This is a genomic window from Rhodocyclaceae bacterium (assembly GCA_020248265.1).
Taxonomy (GTDB): Bacteria; Pseudomonadota; Gammaproteobacteria; order Burkholderiales; family CAIKXV01; genus CAIKXV01.
The window spans coordinates 28175-54991 of record JADCHX010000012.1; the positions used below are offsets into that span (position 1 = coordinate 28175).

Consider the following 26817-nt stretch of genomic DNA (forward strand, 5'->3'; position numbering starts at 1 on the left):
TGCGCGTGGATTATCTCACGCGTCTGGCCGTGCGTCCGTCTGCGCTGCCTCGCGGTAGACGTCGGACACCTTGCGCCGGAGCTTGCGTGCGTCGCCGACGCGCAACGTCAGCCCTGCGCTGTCGAAGTGTTCGAGGATCTGGATGGCGAGGCTGCGGCCGATGCCCGCCTGATCGCGATACTGCGCTGCATTGAACTGCCCGCCAGGGACGGCCTGGGCAGTCGCCTCGACCAGCCGTGCGAGCGCCACGATCGCCGTCCGCAGGTAGACGCGCTGCGGGTCGATGCGCACCAGTTCGCCGCGCTTGATCCGGCGCTGGAGCATGGCCTGCAGGGCCTTCTCGTCGAGTTTCAGCGTGGCGGCAATCTCGCGCACCTGCGGCGGCGCATTCGGGGTCTTCGACAGCAGCGGCCGGACCCGCTTCCACATCGCCTCGTCGGCGCTGTTCGCCGCCGCGTCGAAGCCGGGCAGGCGGGCGAGGCCACCGGTGAGCTCCAGCGTGCGTGCCTGTACTGCATCGCGCAGCACTGCCTGCAGGATCTCGTCGGGCAGCGCGAGGCCCGCATTCTTCTGCAGCACGGCCAGTTCGATGCCCGTTGCCTGCGGGGATTTCACGTGGAAGCTGCGCACCTCGGCGAGCAGGGCCTCGCGCATCGTGGCGAGCCGGGCGGGCTCGAATGCGCGCCGCGACTCGCGTCCGAGTACCTGCAGGCCGGCCGCCTTGTACAGACGCTGAGCGGCCTCGGCGGTGAGGTTGAAGCGGCGCTCGAACAGCGCGACATCGATGCCGGCCGTGGCGTGCGGCAGCAGGGCCTGAAGCACGTCCGATGGCGCTCCGCCATCGAGCGCCGCCAGTTCCAGCTGGCGCTCGGCGATCCGCCGGCGGCGCGGCGGCGGGAACGGATCGATCACATGCCCGCCGCCGATCGTGCGCTGGGCAGAAAAGTCGCGCACGATGAAGCGGTCCCCGGCGATCGCACCGACCGGCTGGTCGAGCACGATCTGCGCGACCTCTGCGGTGCCCGGCGCGACGGACAGGTCGCGCCGCGTCGACAGGCGGCCGGTGACATCGGCGGTGCCCAGGTGCAGGTGCACCGGCGTCCAGTGGCGCAGCGGGTTCGCTTCGGTCGCCAGCGCGCGCAGGTGCACGTCGATGCGGCTGGTCGGGGCATGGATGGCGGGATCCACCAGCCACTCGCCCCGTGTGATCGAGTCTTTCTGCAGGTCGGCGCCGGTGAGGTTGACCGCGCACCGGGCACCGGCCGTCGCCTGTTCCACCGTTCGTCCCTGGACCTGCAGCCCGCGCACCCGTACGGTGACGCCGGACGGCGACAAAGACAGCGTATCGCCAACCTTCACGCGTCCGGCGAAGATGGTGCCGGTGACCACGGTTCCGCTGCCGGCCACCGTAAAGCAACGGTCGATCGCGAGCCGGAAGTGCCTGCCTTCGGAAGCCCCCAGCCGCTGGGCCGACAGCCTTGCCACGAGCGTCTCGCGCAGGGCGTCGACGCCGTCCCCGGTCATTGCCGACACCGCCAGCACCGGGGCGTCGCGCAGCACGGTATCGGCGACCAGCGCGCGCAGTTCCGCGGTCACGGCCTCGATCCGCTCGGGTGCGACACGGTCGACCTTGGTGATCACGAGCAGGCCCTGGCGTACGTCGAGCAGGTCCAGGATCGCCAGGTGCTCGCGCGTCTGGGGCATCACGCCGTCATCGGCGGCGACCACGAGAAGCACGAAATCGATGCCGGATACGCCGGCGAGCATGTTGCGCACGAAACGTTCATGGCCCGGCACGTCGATGAAGCCGATCGCGCTGCCGTCGGGCAGTCGCAAATGCGCGAAGCCGATGTCGATCGAGATGCCGCGCCGTTTCTCCTCGGGCAGGCGATCGGTGTCGATCCCGGTGAGGCGCTTGACGAGCAGCGTCTTGCCGTGGTCGATATGGCCTGCGGTGGCAACGATCATCGCCGGGTCAGGCCGCCAGTAGCGGCAGTTGCGCGACCAGCACCGCCTCGCCGTCGGATTCGAGGCAGCGCAGGTCGAGCAGCAGGGCGTTGTCGTGGATGCGGCCGACCACCGGCCGCGGCAGGGCGCGTAGCCGTAACGCGAGGCGGTCCAGGTGGCCGCCCCGGCCGGCGAACCGGATCGCGAGGGCGGCCGAGGGCAGGCGGTCGACAGGCAATGAGCCGCTGCCGATCTGGCTCGAACAGTCGACCACCTCGACCGTCGCGCGTTCGCCGAGTACCGCGGCGAACGCGGGTTGCAGGCGCATCGCGCAGGCACGGATATCCTCGCGCGGCCGCGTCAGCAGCCGCAGCGCCGGCAGCCGCTGGCGCAGCCGGTCGGGATCGAGGTACAGACGCAACGTGGCTTCCAGTGCGGCGATGGTCATCTTGTCGAGGCGCAGCGCCCGCTTGAGCGGGCATTTCCGGATGCGGTCGATCAGCGCCTTGCGGCCGACGATCAGTCCGGCCTGCGGACCGCCGAGCAGCTTGTCGCCGCTGAAGGTGACCACGTCGGCGCCGTCGGCCAGTGCTTCCTTCGGCGTCGGTTCGTGCGGCAGACCATAGGGAGTCAGATCGACCAGCGAACCGCTGCCGAGGTCCTCCAGCATCGGCAACTCGTGCGCGTGGGCGATGCCGGCGAGGGTCCTGGTGTCGACCGTCGAGGTGAAGCCCTCGACCTGGTAGTTGCTCGGGTGCACGCGCATCAGGGCGGCGGTCGAGCGCCCGATCGCCTCTTCGTAGTCGCCGCCATGGGTGCGGTTGGTGGTTCCCACTTCGCGCAGCTTGCAGCCGGCACGGCTCATGATGTCGGGCATGCGGAATGCACCACCGATCTCGATGAGTTCGCCGCGCGACACGATGACCTCGCGGCGCGCCGCCAGCGCGGTCAGCGTCAGCAGTACCGCAGCCGCATTGTTGTTTACCAGAGTCGCGGCTTCGGCGCCGGTGATCCGGCACAGCAGCTTCTCGACGTGGCTGTCCCGTTCGCCGCGCCGGCCGGTAACGAGATCGAACTCGAGGTTGGACGGCTGGCCCATCACGGCCATCACTGCCTCGATTGCCTCCGGGGCCGCCCACGCGCGGCCGAGGTTGGTGTGCAGCACCGTGCCGGTCAGGTTCAGCACCGGCATCAGCCCGGGCCGGGTGTCCTGTTCCAGCAGTCGTTCACAATCGTCGAAGAGGGTGGCCGGTTCGAAGACCGTGGCCGTCGCCCGAAGCCGTTCGATTCCGGCGCGCACGGCATCCAGCGCGAGCGAGCGGCCATGCCGTTCGATCAACCGCTGGCCCTCGACCGATCGCAGCAGGCGGTCGACCGAGGGCGGATGGTATGTTGCAGCGGCTGGATCGTTCACGGCATGGTCTAGTCTTCCCAGACCTTTTCGGGCAGCGGCAGTCCCTTCAGGTCTTCCGCCGTCAGCGGCTGGTCGGGCTCGATACCCATCCTCGACAGCAGGAACTGAAGCTGCCGGGTGTGCTGGGCCGAATGCCAGGCGCAGCGCTCGAGCAGGACGGACAACGGCTGCGCCCCGAAATAGGTCTGCACGACCTGCTTCGCTGTGGGGTCTGTCTTCTCGTGCTGCGCCCACCAGTCGTGAACCCGCTGGCGTACCTCGGCCGCATAGTCGGCCACCTGCTGCGGGCGCGTGATCGAATCCGCCGGCGGTTTCACCGGCTGTTCGATCGTGAACTCGATCCCCTGGACTGCTTCCAGCATGGCTTCCTGGATGCGGACCAGATGGTGCGCCAGTTCGCGATAGGTACGTTTGCGGCCGGACATCGGCAGCAGTTCATTGAACTTGTCGAGGGGTAGCTGCGGCACGAAGCGCTGTGCCCCGGCCAGTACCATCTCTGCGCGCTGGACCAGCTGGGCAGGGGTGAGTGCCGGCCCGCCGTCGAACTGCAGGCCGAGGAACTTCGCCACTTCAGGGATCACCTGGCCGAGTACCCACTGGTCGCCGCGCGCGACTACCGGCGTGGTCTTGGCACCGAGCGCCGTCAGTTCTGCAAGCCCTGCGGGGTCGTTGAAGATATCGATGATGTCGAATTCGATATCGAGTCGCGAAAGAAACTCTTTCGTCCGGAGGCAGCTCGTTCAGCCGGGCTTGGTGAAGAAGCGGATGCGTTGTGCCTGGGCCATCGTGACCTCCCTCGATCGGTTGCGCCGCGCTATGCCGCGACGAGTCCGATATTTTAGTCCATCGTGGCGTTCATCGTGCGGTCATCGTCGGCCGCAATTGCAGGACGGCTGCTCACCGTGGATGCCGGCGGGGCCGGACGTATACTCTGGGATGACCGCGGATGCACTGCGGCGTCCATCGACGACAAGGGGGGAGTGATCATGCGCAGGAACCGTATCAAGCAGCTCTGGCGCGAAGGAAAGCCGGCAGTCGGCGGATGGCTGTCGATCCCCCACTGCTTCGCGGCCGAAGTGATGGCGCATACCGGCCTCGACTGGCTGTGCATCGACATGCAACACGGCTGCATCGATTACTCCGATGCGGTTCCGATGCTCACCGCGATCTCCACCACCGACGTGACACCGCTGGTGCGCGTGCCGTGGAACGAGCCGGCGATGATCATGAAGGTCCTCGACGCAGGGGCCTATGGCGTGATCGTGCCGATGGTCAGCAATCGCGCCGAGGCAGAGCGGGCGGTGGCGGCCTGCCGCTACCCGCCGCGCGGCATGCGCAGCAACGGACCGAACCGGGTGCTTTACTACGCGGGTGCCGATTACCAGAAGCATGCGGACGAGGAAGTCGCCTGCGTGGTGATGATCGAGACGCCGGAAGGCATCGAGAAGATGGACGAGATCATTTCGACGCCCGGGGTCGACGCCGCCTACATCGGGCCGACCGATCTTGCGCTCGCGCTCGGCCTGCCACCGGTGATGGACAATGACGAGCCCAGGCATGTCGCCACGGTCGATGCGATCCTCGCGTCGTGCAAGCGCCACGGCGTGGTCGCCGGCATCCACACCAACAGCTCGAAGTTCTCGCAGCGCTACATCGACCAGGGCTTCGGCATGGTGATGCTGGCACCCGACCGTGTTGCGATGTCGAACTACGTGAAGGCCGAGGCCGCGCGTCTGACCGGCTGGTCGCCGATGAAGCCGGTCGGGGCTCCCTCTGGTGGTGGCTACTAGGCCGGCGCGGAGCCATCGATGTTCCTGTACGAACACGACGCGAAGTCGCTGCTCGAGACGTTCGGCGTCGCAGTGCCGCAGGGTTGCTGGGTAGGCGCCGATGGCGCGCTCGAAGGCGCGATGCCTGTGGGCCCGCTGATCGTCAAGGCACAGGTGGCCGCCGGTGGGCGCGGCAAGGCCGGGGGCATCCGGCATGCCGCCGATGGCGTGGCTGCGCTCGAGGTGGCGCAGGCCCTGCTGTCGGTGCCGCTCGCGGGGCTCGCGGTCGCCGGCTGCCGGGTCGAGCAGGCGATTGCCGGCGCGGCCGAAGTCTATCTGTCGCTCACGCTCGATGCATCGCGCGCGCAGGTCCAGGTGCTGGCGTCCGACCATGGCGGGGTCGACATCGAATCGGCCGCGCCCGACGCGCTGGTGCGAGAGTGGGCTCCGATCGATGCGGCTGCGATCGCTGCAGCGGTGGGCCGCGCGGCGCAGCGGCTGTCGCCGGCGAACCGCGAGGCGGTGGCCGATGCCGGCGAACGGCTGGCTGCGGCGTTCGTCGGGCTCGATGCACAGGTGGTCGAGATCAATCCGCTGTTCGTGCTGCCCGCAGGCGGGCAGGCGCGATGGCTGGCGGCCGATGCGAAGCTGATTACCGACGACAACGCCCTGTACCGGCAACCGGTCCTGTGCGGGCTGCTCGAGCGCGCGGCCGCGCGCTACCCGGAAGCGGCGCGCAAGTGGCGGCATGGCTGCGACTACGTGGTGGTCGATCCGGCCGGCGAGATCGCGCTGCTGACCACCGGGGCCGGCCTGAGCATGATGCTGATCGATGAACTGCGTGCGCAGGGACTGCATCCGTACAACTTCCTCGACGTACGCACCGGAGGGCTGCGCGGCGATCCGCAGCGGCTGGTCGACGTGCTCGGATGGATGCGCGACGGCGCGCAGGTGCGCGTGCTGCTGGTGAACATCTTCGCAGGGATCACCCACCTCGGTGAATTCGCGCGCCTGCTGGTGCAGGCGCTGGACGCGGTGCCGGAGTTCAGCGTGCCGGTGGTCGCACGGCTGGCCGGTCCGGGTTTCGGCGAGGCGGTCGAGATTCTCGGTGCGCGGGGCGTCAAGGTCGAGACCGACCTGGCGCGGGCGATCGACGCGGTACGCCGCGAACTCGCCTCCGCAGGCGTCCTGGCGCCCGGGGTGCTGCAGTGACCCCGCGCCCGCCTTTTGCGCTGTCGGTCGACCGCCACACCCCGGTCCTTGTGCAGGGCATCACCGGGCGCGCCGGGCAACGCCATGCGTGCATGATGCGCGATGCAGGCACCTCGATCGTGGCCGGTGTCAGCGCACGCGCCGACGCGCGTCCGGTGGAAGGCATCCCGGTGTTCGCCGATTGCGCGTCTGCGGTGGCGGCCACCGGTGCGGTAGCCAGCGTGCTGCTGGTTGGTGCTGCGCAGGTCCTTCCGGCGGTGAGCGAAGCACTGGCTGCCGGCATCCGGCTGCTGGTCACGCCGACCGAAGGGGTGCCGGTGCATGACGCCGTCGAAATCCGCAACCGCGTCGACGCGGCAGGCGCGACGTGGATCGGCGCATCGACGCCCGGCATGGCGATACCCGGCGAGGCCAAGCTGGGTTTTCTCCCTGACGTATCGCTGGCACCCGGACCGGTCGCGATGGCCTCGAAGAGCGGCACGCTGTCGTACGAGGCGGGCTTTCGCCTCGTGCAGGCCGGGCTCGGGCAGTCGGCGTGGATCGGCGTCGGCGGCGATCCTGTGAAAGGCACGCGCTTCGCCGACCTCGCGCCCTGGCTCGCGCGGCACGGCCGCACCGAAGCGGTGCTGCTGGTCGGCGAAATCGGCGGCGACGAGGAAGAATCGTTTGCGCGCGCGATCGCCCCCAGCGGCCTGGACAAGCCGGTGGTGGCGCTCATCGCCGGACGCACGGCCCCGGGCGGGGTCAGCATGGGCCATGCGGGCGCGCTCACCTGGGGCAGCTTCGGCACCTGGGAAGCGAAGCGGGCGGCGCTGGCCGATGCCGGCGTGGACGTATGCGCGACGATCGACGAGGCGGTGCAGGCGCTCGCGCGCGCGCTCGGGCGATGACACTCGAACAGCAACAGGCAGCTGAACGGAGGACACCTTGGATTTTCGACTGACCGCTGAACAGCGGGCGCTGGTGGATGCGGTGGCACAGGTCAGGCGCGACGTGCTCGAACCGAACGCGATGAGATGGCTCGACGGCACCTGGCCCGCCGAGAACCTGAAGGCACTCGCCGGTATCGGCGTGATGGGCATGGCGGTGCCCGAAGAGTACGGCGGATCCGGCATGGGCATCTTCGAGACCGCGCTCGCGCTCGAGGAGATCGGCAAGGCGTGCTACGTCACGGCCATGGCGGTGCTCGGCGAGGTGGGTACCCAGACGCGAATCATCTCGACCTACGCGCCCGAGCATGTCAAGCGTGCGATCCTGCCCCGGGTCGCCACCGGCGAGGCCATCCTTTCGATCTGCATGACCGAGCCCGATGCCGGAACCGACGTCGCGAACTACCGGACGAACACGCGCATCGACGGCGAGAAGGTGGTGATCAACGGGGTGAAGACCCTGATCAGCCGCGCCGACATCGCCGACATGATGGTGGTATTCACCCGGGTCGACAACGTGCCTGGCGGCGCGGGTATCGGTTGCGTGCTGGTCGAGAAGGGCGCGCCCGGTGTCACAGCGACTGCCAAGTATCACACGATGGGCGGCGAGTACCTGTGCGAGGTGGTGTTCGACAACTGCGTGCAGCCGCGCGAGCACCTCGTGATCACCGACAACGGTATCAAGCGCCTGATGAGTGCGTTCAACACCCAGCGTATCCTCAATCCGGCCATCTGCCTCGGCCTGGCCGAAGGCGCGCTCGAGGCGTCGGTGCGCTATCTGCGCGACCGCTCGGCGTTCGGCAAGCCGATCGGCGAGTTCCAGGGCATGCGCTGGAAGGCGGCCGACATGTTCGTCGACATCGAGGCTGCACGCAGCCTGCTCTGGCGGGCCGCGCACTCCGGCGACCAGTTCCCGGACCCGACGCTCGCGGCGGCGGCGAAGATCTACTGCAACGAAATGGGCATCCGCGTGACCAGCGAAGCGGTCCAGGTCCACGGTGGCTACGGCTTCACCGACGAATTCGCGGTGTCGCGCTTCTTCCGTGGCGTGCGCTACGGCAGCCTCGGCGGCGGCACCACCGAGACGCTGCGCAACCTGGTCGCGCGCAAGCTGGTCGACGACATGGACCTGGCGACCGGGCTGGCGGGCCTCGGTACTTTCTGATCATCCGACTACACACACTGGGAGAACGGCAATGGATCTGGGACTCGGCGGCAAGGTCGCCATCGTCACTGGCGGCAGCGAAGGTATCGGCCGTGCGACCGCCATACGGCTGGCCGCCGAAGGCGCGAAGGTCGCCATCTGCGCGCGCCGGCAGGGACCGCTGGACGAGGTCGCGGCGACGATAAGGGCGGCGGGCGGCGAGGTGACTGCGGTCAGCGTCGACGTGATGTCGGCCGAGGCACTGAAGGCATTCATCGATGGCGTCGCAGCAAAGTACGGTCGAATCGATATCCTGGTCAACAACGCCGGGACGTCGATCTCGAAGCACTTCAGCGAGATCGACGACGCTACGTGGCACCTCGACCTCGAACTCAAGCTGATGGGCGCCGTGCGTGGCTGCCGTGCGGTGATCCCGTACATGCAGAAGCAGGGCGGCGGGCGCATTGTCAACATCACCACCATCGGTGGCAAGCAGCCGCGGCCCAGTTCGACACCGACCTCGGTCACGCGCGCCGCCGGCCTGGCCCTGACCAAGGCGCTGTCGAAGGACTATGCGAAAGACAACATCCTGGTGAACACGGTCTGCATCGGCCTGATCAAGAGCGGCCAGCACGAGAAGCGCGCCGACAAGGCGGGCACCCCGCGCGAGGTCTACTACGCCGACAAGGCGAAGGCGGCGGGTATTCCGCTCGGGCGCTTCGGCGAGGCGGCGGAGGCGGCGAACGTGATCGCATTCCTGGCCTCTGATGCGGCCAGCTATGTCACCGGCAGCAGCGTCAACCTCGATGGGGGGACCTCGGGCGCGCTGTAGGCGCAGGCATCGGCGGCGTCCATCATCGTCTGCACGGCAGCGGCGCCGCCCTGGCTCAGCACTCGCGAACGACCAGCGGCACCCACATCTCGGCCGGCGTGGTGCCGCCGTGTACCCCGATCAGCCGATGGCGGTTCTCGCCGGGCAGCCAGTCCTTGATCGTCCATCCGGGACGCATCATCAGCAGGTAGTCGCCGATGCGGCGGGCGAAGGCCGGGTGGTCGGCACCGGTCGGTTCTCCGAACCATCCCTCCGAGACGGCCTGGGCCGAAGGCAGCAGGTCGAGTGCGTGCCCGAGTTCCGCGACGACTGCGTGCTCGAAGGCAGTTGCCATGCCGGGCTTCACATAGGCATACGAGAGCCGCCGTTCGCCGCACAGCGGATGCGCCAGCATCGCTGCGATGCCCGGATGGCGCTCGATCTCGATGCCGCGCGCTTCCGGCGAATCGATGAACCCGTGGTCGGCCGTGACCAGCACCAGCGTATCGGTGCCGGCCAGCCGCTCGATCATCGAACGGAAGCCCTGGTCGAACCGCCATAGTTCCGAGGCCACCTCCAGGCTGTGCGTGCCGTGGTCATGGCTGTTGGAGTCGATCTCCGGGTAGTACGCGTAGATGAACTGGCGCGCGTCGGACGCATGGACCGCGCGCACCACCTGGTCGAAGAACTGGTCGCGCGTCTGGTAGGGGAAACGCAGTGCCGGACCGTTGTGCGCGAGGTTGTAGTCGGAATCGATGATCCAGCGTGGCGACACGGTGGCCGTGCCGCTGCCGAGGCGCGTCGCCAGCGGCACGGGATGCTCGAAGAAATGCAGCGGATTGATGCCGATCTCGCGCAGGAAGCGGCGGTCGCCACGGGTGCGGAACGGCAGGATGGTCGCCACTGCCGCGATCTCGTCGAGCCAGATGTTCCAGCCGGTCAGCCCGTGTTCGCGCGGCGAATGGCCCGTCAGGAAGGTGGTGATTGCCGTGGCCGTGGTCGACGGGAACACGGAATTGATGCGTCCTGCCCTGTGCGCCATGAACGCGGTGTCGCGGCCGTGCGCGCAGAGATAGTCGTCGCCCAGGCCGTCGATGACCATCAGCACCACCCGGCGCGCTGCCTGTACTCGTGCCGGGGGCAGCAGGTCCAGCATCGGATGCCCGGTCGCGCGCTGGCCGGGACGGGTACCCAGGCCGGCCTCGATCGAGGCCATCAGATTGACGAGGCTGCGTCCGCGGTAATCGGGACGTACCGCCTCGGCTGCGTTCAACGGGTCAGGGCCGCGTGGACGTACTGCGCTCGACCGCACTGTCGGACGTAGCGCTCCGGACCACGACCGGAATGGCATGCCGCCCGAGACGGACCTTGGCAACCTGCGGGATCGGCTCCGCCCGGAACGACGGGCAGGCGTACAGATCGATGTCGCCCTTGCTTATCGGGTAATCGGCACAGGTGAGCTGTCTGAAGAACCAGTTGCCGTAGATCCTGCATCTGGAGTGTCCCTGCTCGTCACGGTCGAGGAACACGCAGGCCTGGAACAGGCAGCATTCGCCGCAATGGCTGCACTCGCCCTCGATCTTCCAGGACGTGCCCTGCTCGGCGGCACGCTTTTCGCCGTAGACGCGGCGGGCGATCACCTCGGCCTTTGCCATCGCCTGAAGCGTACGCGCAAGCCGACCGATGGTCTGGCGATAGTTGCGCACATAGGCGCGATCCCAGGCCAGCAGGCTGGCGAAGACCGGGGACAATGGAAGCCCGACCCACATCACCGAGAGGAGGATGGTTTCTACGACGCGACCGAGGGCATGCATCAGATTCAGGAGTTCCAGTGCCTGTCATTGCCCGGCGCGCAGCACCGGGATGTCACGTCCGCGGGTGCGAGGCGACACTACGAGTGGGCGGGATGATACCGACTGGGCGTGCATCCGGAAACCGAAATCGGCGTGCACGAAGGCAGGCCGAGGCGCAGCCACAGCATGCCTTAACCCCGGTTTAACGCAGTGGCGGTGCGCGCGTGCGGGGTGCCCGGGCCGGTCAGACCGCTGCACCGACCAGCGCCCCGATGGCCGAGGTGACTGCCATCGCCAGCGCCCCCCATGCGCTGACCCGCCACGTTGCGCGCCCGACCGGGGCGCCACCGATGCGCGCAGCTGCAGCGCCGAGCAGCGCGAGGGCGCCGAGCGAACCGGCTGCGATGACCGGCATCGCGCTGGCTGCGGGTGCAAGCAGCGCGCACAGCAGCGGCAGCACGGCGCCGGCCGCGAAGCTTGCAGCGGACGCGAGCGACGCCTGCAGCGGACGCGCAGCCGTCAGGTCCGAGATGCCCAGTTCCTCGAGGGCGTGGGCGCCCAGGGCATCGTGCGCCATCAACTGCGAGGCTACCGTCCGTGCGACCTCGGGTTCCAGACCGCGACGGACATAGATCGCGGCAAGCTCGTCCTGCTCCAGGACGGGATCGGCATGCAGCTCGGCGCGCTCCCGCTCGAGGTCGGCCTGTTCGGAGTCCGCCTGCGAGCTCACCGACACGTATTCGCCGGCTGCCATGGACATCGCACCGGCGACAAGACCAGCCACGCCGGTCGTCAGCATCACATCGGGTGGAGCCGATGCGGCGGCAACCCCCAACAGCAGGGATGCGGTGGACACGATGCCGTCGTTCGCGCCCAGCACGGCCGCCCGCAGCCATGTCGTGCTGCCGAATCGGTGGCGTTCGAGGTGAAGCCTGTCGTGACGCATGTCTTCTCCTGCCTGCTCAGGCGGTGCCGGGGCGCTCGGCACGGATGGCGAGCCAGATGCCCGCCAGCACGATCGTACCCCCGGCGACCTGCAGCACGCCCACCGGTTCGCCGAGAAACTGCCACGCGAAGGCGGCCGCTACCACCGGCTGCAGCAGCAGCCCGACCGAAGCGAGGGTGGGCGTCAGGTGCGCGATCGCATGGGCGATCAGGCTCTGCCCGGCCACATGGGAGACCAGCGCCAGGCCGGCGAGGATGGTCCAGCCGTACAGCGTCGCCGGCAGCAACTGCTCTCCGCTCGCGACGGCCACCGGCAGGAGGACTGCCGCGCAGGCGAGGCTGCTCCACGCCATCACGCTCGCGGTCGACACCGCGCTGCGCACCCGTGCGACGAACAGCTGGTAGGCCGCATAGAACATCGCGGTACCGATGCCCAGTGCGTCGCCGATCAGCCGCAGCGTGCCCTCTGCCGCTGGCGCGCGTCCGGATGACGGCACGGAGGATGCCGTACCGATCGACGAGCCGACGAGCACGATGGTGCCCGCCAGCGCCACGGCGAGCGCGAGCAGGAAGCGCGCGTGCGGCCGCCGCCCGGACAGCAGCCAGACCGCCAGTGTGACGAACACCGGCGCGAAGTTGGCAAGCAGCGTCGCGTTGGCCACGGACGTGAGCACGATCGACCCGTGCCAGAGCGCAAGGTCGCCAGCGAAGCAGACGCCGGCGGCCGCCAGCGGCCAACCGAAGCGCCGGCCTGCCTCGAGATGGTCGGTCAGCGATACCCGCGCGGCCCATGCCCACAGCAGCGGCAAGGCGAGTGCCACCCGCCAGAAGGCGGTAGCGACAGGCCCCAGTTCGGACAGGCGCACCCAGATCGCGGACGAGGCGATGCAGAAGGCACCGACGAACAGGGCCAGCAGGCCCGCGTGAAGCCTCACGCGGGCTTACGGCACTCGACCAGGTACCAGAGCCCCAGGGGTGGCACGGTAGTGACGCGCGTTACCTGCAGCGGCGTGCCGGCCAGCACCGCCTCGAGCGAGAGATCGGTGCGCCATCCCAGGTGTTGCGTGATCGGCGACAGCAGTCGCTGCCCGAACGCGACCAGCCGGTTGCGATGATGCAGATGGCTGACGATGACGATGCGTCCACCGGGCTTGCAGACGCGGACCATCTCTGCCATGAGTTGCCGGCAGTCGGGCACTGCCGTCACGACGTAGGCAGCCATCAGGGCGTCGAAGCAGGAGTCGGGGAACGCCATGCGCATGGCGTCCATGCGCAGGATGCAGGCATTGGTGACCCCGTGCGTACCTATGCAGGCCTGCGCCTCGCGCAGCATGCCCAGCGAGAAGTCGACCCCGACCACGAACGGGCCCGGGCCATACATCGGCAGTGCGATGCCGGTGCCGACGCCGACCTCGAGGATGCGTTCGCCCGGCCGGGCGTCCAGCCATTGCACCGCGGCCTTGCGCGGCCCATCGAACACACGACCGAACAGGCGATCGTAGATCTTCGCGTACGCGTCGTAGATCCGCTCGAGGCGGGCAAGATCCAACGGAAGGCTCCGGAGGCTGGAAAGGTGCGGATTATGCCATGCACGCAGCGCGCGGCTGCTGGATGCCGGTGCGGCCGGGCGGCTGCACCGGTCAGTCCCGGTTGAGGTCGGGGCGGCCCGACTCGACGACGAACGACGCCACCGTACGGATCGCCGACTGATCGTCGGCCGCGTCGGCGATGCCGAGGAACCCTGTCTGCCAGCGCGTGGGCGTGACCTCGCAGCGGGCATAGCCGCGCTGGCGGCTCTCGAAGAACCGGACGTGCGGATTGGCCGGCAGCACCTTCATCGTCGACTCGTAGGGTATGCCGCGCGAACTGATCGAGGTGCCGACGAATTCCGGCATCACGATCGGCGAGCGCGGATCGTCGAAGTCCGGCCTGAGTTCGTTGGCCCAGAACGAATGGATGTCGCCGCCGATGGTCACCGGGTTGGCGACCTTCGTGGCCGCGAGCCGGGCCAGGAAGCGCGCGCGCGGCGCCGCATAACCGTCCCAGCCGTCGGTCCAGTGGACCGGCTGGCCGGCGGCATCGCGGTTGGTCAACTGGGCCATCATCAGCGACTGCGCGAGCACGTTCCATCGGCCGCGGCTGGTCGCGAGCCCGTCATCGAGCCATGTCTCCTGTACGCTGCCCCAGAGTGTCGCCGACGGGTCGAAGCGTGCGCCGCAGTTGGGCACCATGTTGCCACCGCCGCGCCGTCCCTCGCCACACGGCTGGTCGGAACGGTACTGCCGGTTGTCGAGTACATGGAAGGTGGCCAGATCGCCGAACGCCACGCGACGGTACAGCAGCATGTCGGGACCGCGCGGCAGGCTCGCGCGCCGCAGCGGCAGGTGCTCGTAGTAGGCCTGGTAGGCCGCCGCGCGCCGCTGCAGGAACCACTTCGGATCGTCGCGGTTCTGCGACTGGTCAGCCGCATAGTCGTTCTCGACCTCGTGGTCGTCCCAGGTCACCACCCAGGGAAAGTTCCGGTGTGCTGCGCGCAGGTGCGGATCGGTCCGGTAGCAGGCATAGCGGTTCCGGTACTGCGCCAGGGTGACCGGCTCTTCCTTCGTCTCGTGCCGCCGGGCGACCTTGCCGGCACTCGATCCTTCATAGATGTAGTCGCCGAGATGGAGGACGAGGTCGAGGTCGTCCTGGGCCATGTGCCGGTAGGCGCCGAACTGGCCGTGCTCGTAGTGCTGGCAGGAAGCGAACGCGAAGCGCAGCCGCGCGGCGGGCGCGCCCGGTGCCGGCGACGTCCGACTGCGCCCGGTCGGGCTGACCGCGCCGCCTGCGGTGAACCGGTACCAGTACCAGCGATCGGGATCGAGGCCGTCCACCTCGACATGCACGGCGTGGCCCAGGCGCGGGTCGGCGGTCGCGCGGCCGCGGCGCAGGACGCGGGTGTGCGCTTCGTCTGCGGCCACGGTCCAGTCGACGGCGACCGGCAAGTCGGGCATGCCGCCGCCCTCCGTGGGCCGCGGCGCGAGCCGGGTCCAGATGACGAAGCCATCGGCAGACGGATCGCCGGAGGCCACGCCGAGCGCGAACGGATCGTCCTGCGTTTTCCATTCGGCGGCTGCCGCCGGGGTAACCGTGCTGGCAAAGATGGCCGACAGGCCGAGCAGGCAGCGCCGGCGCGCCAGGGAGTCGAGGGTGGCGTCGCGGGAGAGACGGGGAGGCTGTCGCATGCGAAGGTTTACGTCCAGTGGGTATTGAAATTGTGTCGCTGCCACGCATGCCGGTGCCTGGCACGATCCACGGCAAAGGTATCATTGCGCAATACAACACAGGCGTGCGAAAGAGTGATGACGATCGACTGGCATGCATTCACACCCGGTGCCGCGCTGACCGGCGGACTGCTCATCGGTTTCGCCGCCGCCTTCCTGGTGCTGACCATCGGCCGGATTGCCGGCATCAGCGGCATCCTCGGCAACGTGCTGCCCGGTGCGCTCGCGGGCAAGCCGGGCTCCGGCGGCGAGCGCGGCTGGCGCATCGCCTTCCTGCTCGGGCTGGCGGCTGCGCCAGGCCTCGCCGCCGTGTCGGCGGTGCCGATGCCGCCGGTGGAGTCCCTGGTCGACTGGCCCTGGCTGATCGTGGCAGGCCTGCTGGTCGGGGTGGGCACGCGCATCGGCAGCGGCTGCACCAGCGGTCATGGCGTCTGCGGCCTGGCGCGAGGCTCCCTGCGCTCGCTTGCAGCCACGCTGACCTTCATGGCATTTGGCATCGCGACCGTATGGCTGCTTCATCACGTGCTGCAGGTGCCGGCATGAAGGCAATCGCGGCGTTCCTCTGCGGACTGATGCTCGGCGTCGGTCTGATCGTTGCCCAGATGACCAATCCGGCCAAGGTCATCGCCTTCCTCGACGTCAGCGGACACTGGGATCCCAGCCTGGGACTGGTGATGGGCAGCGCGCTGCTTGCCGCGTTCGTCGGCTTTGCGTGGGTCGAGCGGCGGGGCCGCCCGATGCTGTCCGGAGAACTTGCGTTGCCGCCGCGCTGGCCGGTCGATGGTCAACTGCTGGGCGGGGCCGCCCTGTTCGGCGTCGGCTGGGGTATCGGCGGCTTCTGTCCCGGACCGGCGATCGTCGGCACCGCGGCGCTGTCGGGCGACGCGGCCGTGTTCACCGCAGCAATGCTGGTGGGCATGCTCGGCGCCAACCGGCTGGCCGCAGCGACCGCTGCCGCCCGCCGCACGTTCTCGCGCGAATCGTCCGACGCCGCGCAATGATAGGCGCGCGCGCCGGGTAGCCTGCGCGCTCGACCGGCAAGCCGTGCGTGGCGGTTGCCGTCCCTCGCCTGCGGCTGCAGCCCGCGGTCAGAGCAGTGAATTCGCGCGGAACGTTGCCAGTGCCTGCCGGGTCGCAAAGTCGCCGAGCGAGGGCGGGATACTGCCGCCAGCAGTCCCTGCGCGCTCGCCGGACAGCGTCGAGCGGTCGAGAAGGGAGCCCGCGCGCTGGGCGAACAGGCCATCGAGGTTTCGTGCGTAGTCGGTGACCAGTGCCAACACGCCGGCCGGGTTGGTGCGGAAAGCCTGCTCCAGTGCAGTGCGGTCTACCTGGAATCCGCCGCCGGGCGTGGGCGTCAGCCCGAGCGCAGTCAGCGACCCTGCGGTTGCGCGGCCATTCACGGAGTCGGTGAGTCCGGAGGCGAGCAGCCGCTGACTCAGTTCCGCCCCCGACAGGAAATCGAGTTCGTCCCCAGTGCCGTCGCTGAGCTGCCCGAGGCTGGATATCGACTGGTCAAGCACTGCGATCGCCTGCGCAATGCGGGTGGCGTTCGTGGCTGCCGCAGCGATGTTGTCGCTCGATGCCGACGCAAGCAGCGCGCCGACGGCGCCAGCAACCTCGCCCAGCGGGGACAATTGCACGCGCGCGCTCTGCGCCGCTGCCGCAGCCGAGGGCGCGGCAAGCGACAGCACTGGCAGCGCCGGGGCAACGGCCACCCGCAGCGCCGGTCGCATCGCTGCGATGGTCTGGTAAGCCACGCTCTGGGGCGACGCGATATCCATCAAGGCAGTATAGCGACTGCAGCCGTCGTGCTGCCGGCCGGCATCCGGCCCCCTGCCCGTTGATGCTTACTGCAGTGGCGCCAGCTTGCCCTCGCGCACCAGCCGTGCATAGCGTTCGACGTCGCTCACCAGGAACTTCGCGAACTCCGCACCCGGATGCGGCACCGGCTCTGCAGCGATCTGGGTGAGCCGGGTCTTCAGACGATCTGTCTGCATCGATCGGATCACCGACTGCTCGAGCGTGGCCAGCACGTCCTTGGGCGTGCCATTCGGCGCGAACAGCGCGAACCAGCTGCCGAACTCGAATCCGGCGAACGTTTCCGATATCGACGGGACGTCGGGCATGGCCGGCGAACGCTTGCGGGCGGTCGTCGCCAGCGCCCGTACCTTGCCGCCGCTGATCTGGCCGACGGCGGATCCGGCGAGATCGAACAGCATGTTGACGCGGCCGGCGATCAGGTCGGGGTACACGGCACCGCTACCCTTGTACGGCACATGCGTGATCGTGACGCCGCCGCGATCCTGGAACAGCTCGCCGGCGAGGTGACTGCTCGTGCCCGGACCGGAGGAGCCGAAGAACAGGGCCCCCGGCTTCGCTTTCGCAGCGTTGACCAGGTCGGTCACGGTCTTCCACGGACTGTCTGTGGCGATTACCAGCAGGTTGGGCACCGTGGCGATGCCGGCGACCGGCACCAGGTCCTTGCGCGGGTCCCAGTTCAGGCGCATCAGGCTGACGTTGGTGGACACGGACAGCGACCCGAGCAGCAGCGTGTATCCGTCCGGCCGACTCTGCTTGGCCACGTACTCGGCACCGATATTGCCGCCGGCACCCGGGCGGAGTTCGATGATCACGTTCTGGCCGAGCAGTTTTGTCATCTCGATGCCGAATTCACGGCCAAGCACTTCGGCGGAGCCGCCGGGTGCGAAGGGCACGATCATCGTGATCGGGCGCGTCGGGAACGTCGGGGCAGCGCCCTGGGCAAGCGCGCTGCCAGCCGCCGCGAGCGCGGCGGCTGCCGTTGCGAGGGAAAGAATTGCGGAACGGGTATTGGTCATGAGGGTCTGTCTCGGGTGGAAGCAGCGCCTGCACGGCGCACAACGGATTGCATCATACAAAACGCGTCAACTATGCCATTAGTCGGGCCGTTCAACCGTCCGGCGCGACCGGCGGTGCCGGCCATACGACGCGTCCGCCGACCAGGGTCAGCTCCGAACGGAGATCCATCAGCTCGTCGTCGGCGACCGCCAGCGGATCGCGATCGAGCACCGTGAGATCGGCGAGCAGGCCCGGCGCGAGCGTGCCCTTCCGGTCTTCCTCGAAGGTAAGCATCGCGCCGGATACCGTCGCGGCATGCAGGGCCTGGCTGCGGCTGATCGCTTCTTCCGGTGCCACCGGAGCGCCGCTGTAGCGGTTGATCCGGGTGACTGCCTGCCATACAGGCCAGAACATGGATACCGGCACGTTGTCGGTGGCCAGCGATACCGGCACGCCTGCATCGATCAGCGACCGCAGCGGCGAGATCTCGTGCGAGCGCCCCGGGCCGAGCTTCTCCGCCAGCAGGTGGCCTTCCTTGTATACGTAGCGATTGGTGTGGCTGGTGGTGACCAGCCCGAGGTCGCGTACGCGGCCGATGTCTTCTCGCGCCAGCGAAGACAGGTGGCCGAGCACCCAGCGCTGGTCGCGGATCGGCACCACTCGATCCACCTCCTCGAACAGGTCGAGCATGTTCGGCCAGATCGCCACCACCCGGATGCGGCGCTCTGCGCAGGCGATGAGCAGGGCGCGCGCCTTCTCCCGCGCGAGCGCGGTGTCGTAGTTGAAGCCGGCCCAACCGGTATAGGGCATCGAGCGCGCCCGTACCCGGTTGTCGGCGACGATGTCGATATCGACGAACAGCCCGGTGATGCGCAGCAGCGCGTCGCCGCAGGCCGGCTCGGTCAGACCGGCGCACCAGGCGTCGAGTAGCCGACCATAGCCGTCGGGATGGGTGCCGCCGGACAGCGCGCCCCAGTCGGGGCTGGCGACCAGGGCGGTTCGCATGGTCAGCGCGCCGCGCCCGTGCACCGACTTGTACGCGCGGATCAGTTCGGCGGCCGCGCCGTGCTCCTCGAAGATGCTGGTGGTGCCGAATGCGTGGTACGCAGCCATGGCCGCCGGCAGTGTCGCCGCACGGTCGGCCTCGCTGAAGCCGGGCACGCAGCGCATCAGCGAATGCTCGACGATCGGCATCATCGTCTGTTCGAAGAACACGCCATCGGGTTCGCCGCTGGCATCGCGTCCGATCGTGATGGTCGGCGTCGGCGACACCGTGCTGCGGTCGATGCCGGCGCAGGCGAGGGCGCGCGAGTTCGCGACCGAAACCAGCGGCGGGGTATGGCGCCAGTAGCCCCAGATGGGACGAATGAACACCGGATGGTCTGGGGCCGCTTCGTCGAGTTCGTGCCGTGTCGGCCAGCGGTTTTCGCGCAGGCAGCCCGGTGCATCGAAGTAGGCTGGCGGAGTACCGATCGGCATGGTGACGATCCACTCGCCCGGCGCGCGCGCGCGCGCCAGGGTGGCGATCCGCTCCTGGATGTCGGCGATCGAGCGCACCGGCCCGAGCGACGGGAACACCTGCTTGAGGCCCTCGCGGTCCATGTGGGCATGCCCGTCGATGAGACCGGGCAGCACGGTCCGCCCGGACAACTCGTGGACGTGCGTGCCGGGACCGATGTGCTGGGTGATCGCTTCGTTGCTGCCCACCGCCAGCAGCCGGTCGCCCTCGATCGCCAGCGCCTCGGCCAGCGGGCGCGCAGGATCCTGGGTGAGCACGCGCCCGCCGCGAAGGACCCGGTCGGCGGCGCGCGGGGGCGCTCCGGTCATCGCTGACTCGCGGTCGGGGGCATCGGGCTCACCTGTGACAGTGCGGAGGGCGGATGATAACCGCGGGCGCACCCATCCCGGCGCGGACAGGCGATGGACTGATCGGCACTGGGCGCGGCCGTCGCGGGGGGAACCTTTGGTGCGATACGCAGCCGATGATTGTTCTCTGACCGGCTGTTGGCGCGACTTTGAACGGTCGGTGATGCCGTATAGACTCCCGCCCTGTTCGTTCCTCCTCAAGTGCCCTGTGCACCAATCCCGTGCCAATACTGCACCGATACCGCACGATGACCGACCGTCCGACGACCCGCTCGACCGACCAGCCGCACGCAGCCGGGCGGGCGGACATGGCCGCGTGCGACGGGCGCGAGGGCGCTTGCGGCTTCGATGCGCCTTGGGTGGTCGCGGTCGGTGCGTCGTTACGCCTCACGATGGTGATCGCCGGTGGCCATGCTGCGGCGGCGGCAGCGGTGATGGTCGCGCAGGCACCGCTTGGCCTCGCCGTGGCGCTGTACGCCGCGATCGCCGCCAGCGCCGTGCTGCACCTGGCACGGCTGGCGCGGGTAGCGCTGCCGCAGTCGATCGTCGGACTCGAAGTGGCCGGGAACGGCCGGGTGCAGGCAAGACGCCGTGACGGGCAGATGCGCGGGGCCTGGCTGCTGCCATCGACAGTGGTGGGCAGCCGGCTGACGGTGATCCGGCTGCGGCTCGACGGGCAGCGATTGCCCTGCGACTGCCTGCTGCTGTCCGACAACTGCGAGCCCGAAGCGTTCCGGCGGCTGCGCGCCGGGCTGGTCTGGCAGGCCGGGCCGGCCCTGCAGCGGCGCAATTTGCGGGCAGATTGAACTAATTGGGCCCGTTCGCTGTCTGTTGGAGGGTGGCAGGGTGTTCCGTTGCCGCGGGGCACCGGACCCCGTCTACCCGCGCGAGCGCCTGTAGATGAGCGACCGCGAGATCGATCACCAGTTGGTGTTGCGGGCGCAGCGCGGCGACAAGCTGGCGTTCGAACTGCTGGTGAACAAGTACGAACGCAAGTTGCAACGGCTGTTGTCAAGGCTGGTGCGCGATCCGGCCGAGGTCGAGGACGTCACCCAGGAGGCGTTCATCAAGGCCTACCGCGCACTCCCGACGTTTCGCGGCGAAAGCGCTTTCTACACATGGCTCTACCGCATCGGCATCAACACCGCGAAGAACTACCTGACCGCCCAGGGCCGCAAGGCCCCGGCGACCGTGGATATCGACCCGGAGGATGCCGAGGCGGCGAGCGAGAACGAACTCGCGCGCGACAGCAGTACGCCGGAGCAGGAAATGATGAGCCGGCAGGTCGCCGAGACGGTGAACGCAGCGATGGATGCGCTGCCAGAGGAATTGCGCTCGGCCATCATGCTGCGCGAGATCGAGGGCATGAGCTACGACGAGATCGCGGCAATCATGAACTGCCCGATCGGCACCGTGCGCTCGCGGATATTCCGGGCGCGCGAGGCGATCGCCGATCAGTTGCGGCCTTTGCTCGGTACCCACAAGGACCGGAGGTGGTGAAATGAAGGACGTCTCCGCCCTGATGGACGGCGAACTGGAACGCCGTCGTGTGCGCTCCACCATCAGCAGGCTCGAGGGGCAGGACGAACTGCGCGATGCGTGGGCAACGTTCCATGTGATCCGCGATGCGCTTCAGGGTAACGCAGTCGGCTCGTCGCGCTTCATCGAGAAGTTCCATGAACGCCTCGAACAGGAGCCGTTATCCGTCGTGCCGCGATGGCGTTCCAGGCTGCCAAGGCTGCGCACGATGGCTCTGGCGGGCCTGGCCGCGTTGCTGATAGCCGGCATGTTCGCATGGCTGGCACCCGACGAGCGGGTGCCCCCCTCGACGTTCATCGACGCTGGTCTGAGCGACTCGGTGGCCATCGAGTATGCAATGGCGCACCGGCAACTGGTACCAGCCTTCGTGGCGGGACCGCCGGCGCATGCGCCGGCGGCACCGGGCGCCGGCGCAACGGCCGGTGGTGCGCGATGAGGCGCCTGTCCGCGCGCGCGGCAGGGGCGGTGTCGCCCGTTGTCAGTCAGCGCAGGCGGCTGGCGCACGCGGGTGCCCTGCTGCTGCTGGGTACGCTCGGGGCCGGTCCCTTTCAGGCACCGGCGGCTGCGGCCGCGCCAGCCACCGACGCGCAGGCCTGGCTCGTGCGTGCCTCTGCCGCCGCCCGTACTGCCAGCTACAGCGGTGTCTATGTCTACACCTGTGCCGGCATCACCGAGACCGCGCGGGTAACGCGCCTGCGCAACGCCAGTGGCGATGCCGAGCGCATCGAGTCGCTCGACGGTACTCGCCGCGAAGTGGTGCGCCGCGGTGACGAGATCCACTACTTCTTCGTCGATTCGAAGACGGTGCGGGTCGACCGGCGCGTGTCCGGCCGCAGCTTTCCCGACTTCCTGCCACAGGATCCGTCGACCTTGGCAGCCTACTACTCGATCGAGGTGGGGCCGGTCGACCGCGCGGCGGGGCGTGCGGTCCAGGTGATCCGGCTGCGCGCGAGGGACGGCAGCCGCTACACGCAGGAGGTCTGGGCCGACCAGCAGTCGGGCCTGCCGGTGAAGCGACGAGTCATCGACGAGCGCGGGGACATCATCGAGCAGTTTGTTTTCACCGAACTGTCGGTGGGCGAGCGTCTGAGCCCCCGCCATGCGATGCCCAGCCGGCGCACCGGCTATGCGGGCTGGACAGTCGAGAACAGCTCTGTCGAGGAAGCTCGGCAGCCAGGCGCGGGCCCGCTCGCCCAGTTGCCGGCAAAAGGGGGCGATGCTGCTCCAGCGCCCTTCCCGGAGCCGCGGATGCTGCCGCCGGGCTTCCGCAAGGTGATACAGGTATCGCGCACGTTGCCAGGGCACGATCGCCCGGTTATGCAGTCCGTCTACAGCGATGGCCTCGCCACGCTTTCCGTATTTGTCGATCCCGACGTGGCACGCGTGGCTGGCCATGAGGGCATCAGTCAGCGGGGAGCGGTCGGCGTCATCACCCGCGCTGCGGGAGACCGGGCGGTGATCACCGTCGGTGAAGTGCCTGCAGCCACGCTGCGCAAGGTGGCCGATTCCATCGGTCCGCTCGCTTCGCGCTGAAGAGGCTTGCGCTGTTGCAAGACGCGGGCAGGTCGGCCGGACTTGTTTTTGGCGGTCTCGGCGCCTATGTTCCATGCGCGCCGTTCACGCGCAGCGCGCCGGCCTGGCTGAAGCGAGCGCCGCTGTCCTGCCCGGTCCCGGGCTGTTTTCCACGCATCCATGGTTGCCAAATGATCCGTCGTCCGTATGCCTGCCTGACTGCTGCGCTGCTGGCCCTGTCCCTCCTGCTTCCGGTCGAACCGGCGCGTGCCCAGGTGGTGTTGCCCGATTTCGCCGACCTCGTCGAACGGCAGGGCGGTGCGGTGGTGAACATCTCGACGACCCAGGTCGTGCGCAGCGGCGGACGCGGGCTACCGCAGCTGCCCAACATCCCGGAAGATGACCCGTTCTTCGAGTTCTTCCGTCGATTTCTGCCGCCGAATCAGGGCGCCCCGGGTCCGCGCGACCTCGAGTCGCGCTCGCTGGGTTCCGGCTTCATCATCAGTGCGGACGGGTTCATCCTGACCAATGCACATGTGGTCGAGGGCGCGGAGGACATCACGGTACGCCTGACCGACAAGCGGGAGTTCCGGGCGAAGGTGGTCGGGGCGGATCGACGAACGGATATCGCGCTGCTGAAGATCGACGCTACCGGATTGCCGCGCGTCGCACTGGGCGATGCGAGCCGTCTGCGGGTCGGTGAATGGGTGGTCGCGATCGGTTCCCCGTTCGGATTCGACAACAGCGTGACGGCGGGCATCGTCAGCGCGAAGGGCAGGGCCCTGCCGCAGGAAAATTTCGTACCTTTCATCCAGACCGATGTCGCGATCAATCCCGGCAATTCTGGCGGGCCGCTGTTCAACCTACGTGGCGAGGTGATCGGCATCAACTCGCAGATATATAGCCGTACCGGCGGATTCATGGGCCTGTCGTTCGCGATCCCGATAGACGTGGCGATGGAGGTCGTCACGCAGTTGCGAAACACCGGGCGTGTTGCACGTGGTCGGATCGGCGTCGTCATCCAGGAAGTGACCAGGGAACTGGCCGAGTCATTCGGGCTCAAGAAGCCCATGGGTGCGCTCGTGAATTCCCTCGAAAAGGGCGGGCCGGCCCAGTCGGGCGGGATCGAGCCCAGTGACATCATCCTGCGGTTCGATGGCAAGGTGGTCAATACGTCGGGCGATCTGCCGAGAATCGTCGCGGCAACGCGGCCCGGCAGCAAGGTGCCGGTCGAGGTGTGGCGCAAGGGGCAGTCGCGCGAACTCTTCGTTACGGTGGCCGATACGCCGGATGAGCGAGCCGCCGCGCGCGGTCCGCAGCGGGGCCAGCCCGGACCGCAGGGTCAGGCGCCGCAGGCGCAGCCGCCCAACGTGTCCGGGCGCGTCCAGGCGCGGCAGGGGCTCGCCGTGATCGACCTGACCCCGGAACAGCGCGCGCAGTTGCGTCTGGCGGCCGGCGTGCTCGTCGACGAGGCACAGGGAAATGCGGCGAGGGCCGGAATCCGGCGCGGCGACGTGGTGGTCGCCATCAACAATGTTGAAATCAAGACGGCCGAGCAGTTCAACGCGCTGATGGGTCAGTTCGAACGTGGCCGCAACGTCGCATTGCTGGTGCGTCGCGGCGAGAACTCGATCTACATTCCGCTGCGGATCGAGCCTGGCAGCTGATTCAAGCCGGCTGCGGCGACCGATTCTCGCCGCCGCAGCCGGCAGGCATTTCAATGGCGCAGCTTTTCTGCTAGGATTCAGTGTGTTATGTGGGCTGCGGCCCACTTTTCATTTGTGCGCCGGTTTCTCGCGCCGCGGCGGTCGTTCTGCGCCCGCTCGTGGCTGCGTCGCATCCGGCCGGTCGGGCCTGCCGATCGGCCCGCTAGTTACTTTCCGAACGATCCTGTTGCCCCTACGATGACTGTCACTGCTTCCGTTGCCCACATAGTCGAGACTGCCCTTGGCGGGCTCGGCTACGAACTGGTCGACCTCGAGTTCGGCCAGGGGCGCTCGCGGTTGCTGCGGGTGTTCATCGACAAGCCGGAAGGCATCGGCCTCGCGGATTGCGAACGGGTCAGCCGCCACCTCACGCAACTGTTCGCGGTCGAGTCGATCGACTACGACCGGCTCGAAGTGTCGTCGCCGGGCCTGGACCGACCGCTCAGGAAAGTTGCCGATTTCCAGCGCTTTGCGGGTGAGCAGGTCAGGGTCACCATGCGGGCGCCGATCGCCGGGCGGCGCAATTTTTCCGGCGCGATTCGCGCGGCAGACGAGCTTGCGTTCGAGCTCGACGTCGAAGGTCAACCGGTCAGGCTGGAGTTCGCGAATCTCGATCGCGCCCGGCTCGTTCCGAAGCTGTAGTGGAGGGAAAGAAATGAGTCGCGATATCCTGCTGATGGTCGATGCGCTGGCGCGCGAGAAGAATGTCGAGCGCGAAATCGTGTTCACTGCGCTCGAGATGGCGCTTGCCTCGGCCACGAAGAAGCGTTTCAAGGAAGACGTCGACGTGCGCGTCTCGATCGATCGCGAGAGCGGCGACTACAGTGCCTTCCGCCGCTGGCTCGTCGTGCCCGAAGAGACCGAAGAAGTGATCATGGAGCAGCAGTACCTGCTCTCCGAGGCGAAGGAAGAGCAGCCCGACATCGAGGTCGGCGACTACATCGAGGAGGCGCTCGAGCCGGTCGACTTCGGACGCATCGGCGCGCAGGCAGCCAAGCAGGTGATCCTGCAGAAGATTCGCGACGCCGAGCGCGAGCAGATCCTGAGCGACTTCCTCGCGCGCAAGGAACATCTGGTTTCGGGCGCGATCAAGCGTCTCGAACGGGGCAACGCGATCATCGAGACCGGACGGCTCGAAGCGGTGCTGCCGCGCGACCAGATGATCCCGAAGGAGAACCTGCGTGTCGGTGACCGCGTGCGCGCATGCCTGCTGCGCATCGACCGAGGTGTTCGCGGGCCGCAGTTGATCCTCTCGCGGATCTCCCCCGAGTTCCTGATCCGCCTGTTCCAGCTCGAAGTACCGGAGATCGAGGAAGGTCTGCTCGAGATCAGGTCGGCCGCGCGCGATCCCGGCGTGCGCGCGAAGATCGCGGTCAAGTCGAACGACCAGCGGATCGACCCGATCGGTACCTGCGTAGGCATGCGTGGTTCTCGCGTGCAGGCAGTCACCGGCGAACTGGCCGGCGAGCGCGTGGACATCATCCTGTGGTCGGCCGATCCCGCGCAATTCGTGATCAATGCGCTGGCGCCGGCCGATGTCAGCAGCATCGTCGTCGACGAAGAGAAGCACACGATGGATATCGTCGTGGACGGCGAGAACCTGCCCCAGGCGATCGGACGTGGCGGACAGAACGTGCGCCTGGCGAGCGAACTGACTAGCTGGCAGCTCAACATCATGACGCTTGACGAGTCGCAGCGCAAGAAAGAGCAGGAGACCGCATCGGTGCGCGCTCTGTTCATGGAACGTCTCGATGTCGACCAGGAAGTCGCCGACATCCTGGTGGAAGAGGGCTTCAGCACGCTGGAAGAGATCGCCTACGTCCCGATCACCGAGATGCTCGAGATCGAATCGTTCGACGATGACACCGTGAACGAGCTGCGTACGCGTGCGCGCAATGCGCTGCTTACCGAGGCGATCGCCAGCGAGGAACAGGTGGGCCATGACGTCGAGGACCTGTTGACGCTCGAGGGCATGGACAATGCAACGGCACGGCAACTGGCGCGCAGTGGCGTCAAGACGAAGGACGACCTGGCCGACCTCGCCGTAGACGACCTGGTCGAGATCACCGAGATGGATACGGACCGCGCGAAGCAGCTGATCATGGCTGCCCGGGCACCGTGGTTCGCGCAGCAGTCGAACTAGTCGACAG

26 protein-coding genes and 1 pseudogene are annotated in these 26817 nt (G+C 68.2%); 14 read left to right on the forward strand and 13 right to left on the reverse strand.

Annotation, left to right across the window (positions count from 1 at the left end):
* Positions 1–15 precede the first annotated feature (15 nt).
* The 4 genes and pseudogenes from selB to ING98_13370 all read right to left on the reverse strand — a co-directional run bounded on the left by selB (position 16) and on the right by ING98_13370 (position 4059).
* Positions 16–1968 carry a selenocysteine-specific translation elongation factor gene (gene selB / locus ING98_13355; GenBank protein MCA3102854.1) on the reverse strand — a complete coding sequence of 651 codons (1953 nt, stop codon included), beginning with the start codon at positions 1966–1968 and terminating at the stop codon, positions 16–18.
* 7 nt (positions 1969–1975) lie between these two features.
* Positions 1976–3382, reverse strand: a complete 1407-nt coding sequence (locus ING98_13360; protein MCA3102855.1) for an L-seryl-tRNA(Sec) selenium transferase — start codon at positions 3380–3382, stop codon at positions 1976–1978.
* Entirely contained in the window at positions 3370–3930 is a 561-nt protein-coding gene (locus tag ING98_13365; protein ID MCA3102856.1) for a DinB family protein, read from the reverse strand. The genes ING98_13360 and ING98_13365 overlap by 13 nt, the downstream gene beginning before the upstream one ends.
* 30 nt (positions 3931–3960) lie before the next feature.
* A pseudogene (locus ING98_13370) lies at positions 3961–4059 on the reverse strand (NrdH-redoxin).
* A gap of 288 nt (positions 4060–4347) precedes the next feature.
* Here ING98_13370 and ING98_13375 point away from each other — a divergent pair.
* The 5 genes from ING98_13375 to ING98_13395 are packed head-to-tail and all read left to right on the forward strand — an operon-like array spanning position 4348 to position 9247.
* The gene (locus ING98_13375) at positions 4348–5151 is read left to right on the forward strand and encodes a 2,4-dihydroxyhept-2-ene-1,7-dioic acid aldolase (protein MCA3102857.1); all 804 of its coding nucleotides are present in this window, start codon (positions 4348–4350) and stop codon (positions 5149–5151) included.
* An 18-nt stretch (positions 5152–5169) separates the two neighbouring features.
* Positions 5170–6342 (forward strand): hypothetical protein, encoded by a 1173-nt coding sequence (locus tag ING98_13380; protein ID MCA3102858.1) that lies wholly within the window; start codon positions 5170–5172, stop codon positions 6340–6342.
* Positions 6339–7232: a succinate--CoA ligase subunit alpha gene (locus tag ING98_13385; protein ID MCA3102859.1), complete on the forward strand. Its 894-nt coding sequence runs from the start codon at positions 6339–6341 to the stop codon at positions 7230–7232. The genes ING98_13380 and ING98_13385 overlap by 4 nt, the downstream gene beginning before the upstream one ends.
* 37 nt (positions 7233–7269) lie before the next feature.
* Positions 7270–8436, forward strand: coding sequence for an acyl-CoA/acyl-ACP dehydrogenase (locus tag ING98_13390; protein ID MCA3102860.1), 1167 nt, complete (start codon positions 7270–7272; stop codon positions 8434–8436).
* A 31-nt stretch (positions 8437–8467) separates the two neighbouring features.
* Positions 8468–9247 (forward strand): SDR family oxidoreductase, encoded by a 780-nt coding sequence (locus tag ING98_13395; protein ID MCA3102861.1) that lies wholly within the window; start codon positions 8468–8470, stop codon positions 9245–9247.
* 55 nt (positions 9248–9302) lie between these two features.
* Here ING98_13395 and ING98_13400 read toward each other — a convergent pair whose 3' ends face one another.
* The 6 genes from ING98_13400 to ING98_13425 form a co-directional block, all read right to left on the reverse strand.
* Positions 9303–10499: an alkaline phosphatase family protein gene (locus ING98_13400; protein MCA3102862.1), complete on the reverse strand. Its 1197-nt coding sequence runs from the start codon at positions 10497–10499 to the stop codon at positions 9303–9305.
* A gap of 4 nt (positions 10500–10503) precedes the next feature.
* Complete coding sequence (locus ING98_13405; GenBank protein ID MCA3102863.1) at positions 10504–11040, reverse strand: hypothetical protein; 537 nt, start codon at positions 11038–11040, stop codon at positions 10504–10506.
* Between the two features lie 223 nt (positions 11041–11263).
* Entirely contained in the window at positions 11264–11965 is a 702-nt protein-coding gene (locus ING98_13410; GenBank protein MCA3102864.1) for a VIT1/CCC1 transporter family protein, read from the reverse strand.
* Positions 11966–11981: 16 nt separating this feature from the next.
* Positions 11982–12881 (reverse strand): DMT family transporter, encoded by a 900-nt coding sequence (locus ING98_13415; protein MCA3102865.1) that lies wholly within the window; start codon positions 12879–12881, stop codon positions 11982–11984.
* 14 nt (positions 12882–12895) lie between these two features.
* Complete coding sequence (locus ING98_13420; GenBank protein ID MCA3102866.1) at positions 12896–13513, reverse strand: methyltransferase domain-containing protein; 618 nt, start codon at positions 13511–13513, stop codon at positions 12896–12898.
* A gap of 91 nt (positions 13514–13604) precedes the next feature.
* Complete coding sequence (locus tag ING98_13425; GenBank protein ID MCA3102867.1) at positions 13605–15188, reverse strand: alkaline phosphatase D family protein; 1584 nt, start codon at positions 15186–15188, stop codon at positions 13605–13607.
* Positions 15189–15245: 57 nt separating this feature from the next.
* Here ING98_13425 and ING98_13430 point away from each other — a divergent pair, with 57 nt between their 5' ends.
* Together ING98_13430 and ING98_13435 are read left to right on the forward strand one after the other, a co-directional pair.
* Entirely contained in the window at positions 15246–15770 is a 525-nt protein-coding gene (locus ING98_13430) for a YeeE/YedE family protein (GenBank protein MCA3102868.1), read from the forward strand.
* A complete protein-coding gene (locus ING98_13435; protein MCA3102869.1) occupies positions 15767–16228 on the forward strand; it encodes a YeeE/YedE family protein in 462 nt (153 codons plus the stop codon). Before ING98_13430 ends, ING98_13435 begins: the two co-directional genes overlap by 4 nt.
* 87 nt (positions 16229–16315) lie before the next feature.
* Here ING98_13435 and ING98_13440 read toward each other — a convergent pair whose 3' ends face one another.
* The 3 genes from ING98_13440 to ING98_13450 all read right to left on the reverse strand — a co-directional run bounded on the left by ING98_13440 (position 16316) and on the right by ING98_13450 (position 19871).
* Positions 16316–16984: a hypothetical protein gene (locus ING98_13440; protein MCA3102870.1), complete on the reverse strand. Its 669-nt coding sequence runs from the start codon at positions 16982–16984 to the stop codon at positions 16316–16318.
* Positions 16985–17074: 90 nt separating this feature from the next.
* Positions 17075–18064 carry a tripartite tricarboxylate transporter substrate binding protein gene (locus ING98_13445; protein ID MCA3102871.1) on the reverse strand — a complete coding sequence of 330 codons (990 nt, stop codon included), beginning with the start codon at positions 18062–18064 and terminating at the stop codon, positions 17075–17077.
* 91 nt (positions 18065–18155) lie between these two features.
* Positions 18156–19871 carry an amidohydrolase family protein gene (locus ING98_13450; protein ID MCA3102872.1) on the reverse strand — a complete coding sequence of 572 codons (1716 nt, stop codon included), beginning with the start codon at positions 19869–19871 and terminating at the stop codon, positions 18156–18158.
* A gap of 287 nt (positions 19872–20158) precedes the next feature.
* Here ING98_13450 and ING98_13455 point away from each other — a divergent pair, with 287 nt between their 5' ends.
* The 7 genes from ING98_13455 to nusA all read left to right on the forward strand — a co-directional run bounded on the left by ING98_13455 (position 20159) and on the right by nusA (position 26810).
* Positions 20159–20716, forward strand: coding sequence for a hypothetical protein (locus ING98_13455; GenBank protein MCA3102873.1), 558 nt, complete (start codon positions 20159–20161; stop codon positions 20714–20716).
* A gap of 94 nt (positions 20717–20810) precedes the next feature.
* The gene (gene rpoE / locus ING98_13460) at positions 20811–21410 is read left to right on the forward strand and encodes an RNA polymerase sigma factor RpoE (GenBank protein ID MCA3102874.1); all 600 of its coding nucleotides are present in this window, start codon (positions 20811–20813) and stop codon (positions 21408–21410) included.
* Between the two features lies 1 nt (position 21411).
* Positions 21412–21885 carry a sigma-E factor negative regulatory protein gene (locus ING98_13465; protein ID MCA3102875.1) on the forward strand — a complete coding sequence of 158 codons (474 nt, stop codon included), beginning with the start codon at positions 21412–21414 and terminating at the stop codon, positions 21883–21885.
* Positions 21882–22982 carry a MucB/RseB C-terminal domain-containing protein gene (locus ING98_13470; GenBank protein MCA3102876.1) on the forward strand — a complete coding sequence of 367 codons (1101 nt, stop codon included), beginning with the start codon at positions 21882–21884 and terminating at the stop codon, positions 22980–22982. The genes ING98_13465 and ING98_13470 overlap by 4 nt, the downstream gene beginning before the upstream one ends.
* Positions 22983–23152: 170 nt before the next feature.
* The gene (locus ING98_13475) at positions 23153–24628 is read left to right on the forward strand and encodes a DegQ family serine endoprotease (protein MCA3102877.1); all 1476 of its coding nucleotides are present in this window, start codon (positions 23153–23155) and stop codon (positions 24626–24628) included.
* Between the two features lie 237 nt (positions 24629–24865).
* A complete protein-coding gene (gene rimP / locus ING98_13480; protein MCA3102878.1) occupies positions 24866–25309 on the forward strand; it encodes a ribosome maturation factor RimP in 444 nt (147 codons plus the stop codon).
* Positions 25310–25322: 13 nt separating this feature from the next.
* Entirely contained in the window at positions 25323–26810 is a 1488-nt protein-coding gene (gene nusA / locus ING98_13485; protein MCA3102879.1) for a transcription termination/antitermination protein NusA, read from the forward strand.
* The last annotated feature ends 7 nt before the right edge of the window (positions 26811–26817 follow it).

Coding starts and splice junctions, on each gene's coding strand:
- selB (MCA3102854.1), bottom strand. CDS start 1,968: ATGATCGTTGCCACCGCAGGCCATATCGACCACGGCAAGACGCTGCTC.
- ING98_13375 (MCA3102857.1), top strand. CDS start 4,348: ATGCGCAGGAACCGTATCAAGCAGCTCTGGCGCGAAGGAAAGCCGGCA.
- ING98_13380 (MCA3102858.1), top strand. CDS start 5,170: ATGTTCCTGTACGAACACGACGCGAAGTCGCTGCTCGAGACGTTCGGC.
- ING98_13395 (MCA3102861.1), top strand. CDS start 8,468: ATGGATCTGGGACTCGGCGGCAAGGTCGCCATCGTCACTGGCGGCAGC.
- ING98_13405 (MCA3102863.1), bottom strand. CDS start 11,040: ATGCATGCCCTCGGTCGCGTCGTAGAAACCATCCTCCTCTCGGTGATG.
- ING98_13410 (MCA3102864.1), bottom strand. CDS start 11,965: ATGCGTCACGACAGGCTTCACCTCGAACGCCACCGATTCGGCAGCACG.
- ING98_13425 (MCA3102867.1), bottom strand. CDS start 15,188: ATGCGACAGCCTCCCCGTCTCTCCCGCGACGCCACCCTCGACTCCCTG.
- ING98_13435 (MCA3102869.1), top strand. CDS start 15,767: ATGAAGGCAATCGCGGCGTTCCTCTGCGGACTGATGCTCGGCGTCGGT.
- ING98_13445 (MCA3102871.1), bottom strand. CDS start 18,064: ATGACCAATACCCGTTCCGCAATTCTTTCCCTCGCAACGGCAGCCGCC.
- ING98_13450 (MCA3102872.1), bottom strand. CDS start 19,871: ATGACCGGAGCGCCCCCGCGCGCCGCCGACCGGGTCCTTCGCGGCGGG.
- ING98_13455 (MCA3102873.1), top strand. CDS start 20,159: ATGACCGACCGTCCGACGACCCGCTCGACCGACCAGCCGCACGCAGCC.
- rpoE (MCA3102874.1), top strand. CDS start 20,811: ATGAGCGACCGCGAGATCGATCACCAGTTGGTGTTGCGGGCGCAGCGC.
- ING98_13465 (MCA3102875.1), top strand. CDS start 21,412: ATGAAGGACGTCTCCGCCCTGATGGACGGCGAACTGGAACGCCGTCGT.
- ING98_13470 (MCA3102876.1), top strand. CDS start 21,882: ATGAGGCGCCTGTCCGCGCGCGCGGCAGGGGCGGTGTCGCCCGTTGTC.
- ING98_13475 (MCA3102877.1), top strand. CDS start 23,153: ATGATCCGTCGTCCGTATGCCTGCCTGACTGCTGCGCTGCTGGCCCTG.
- rimP (MCA3102878.1), top strand. CDS start 24,866: ATGACTGTCACTGCTTCCGTTGCCCACATAGTCGAGACTGCCCTTGGC.
- nusA (MCA3102879.1), top strand. CDS start 25,323: ATGAGTCGCGATATCCTGCTGATGGTCGATGCGCTGGCGCGCGAGAAG.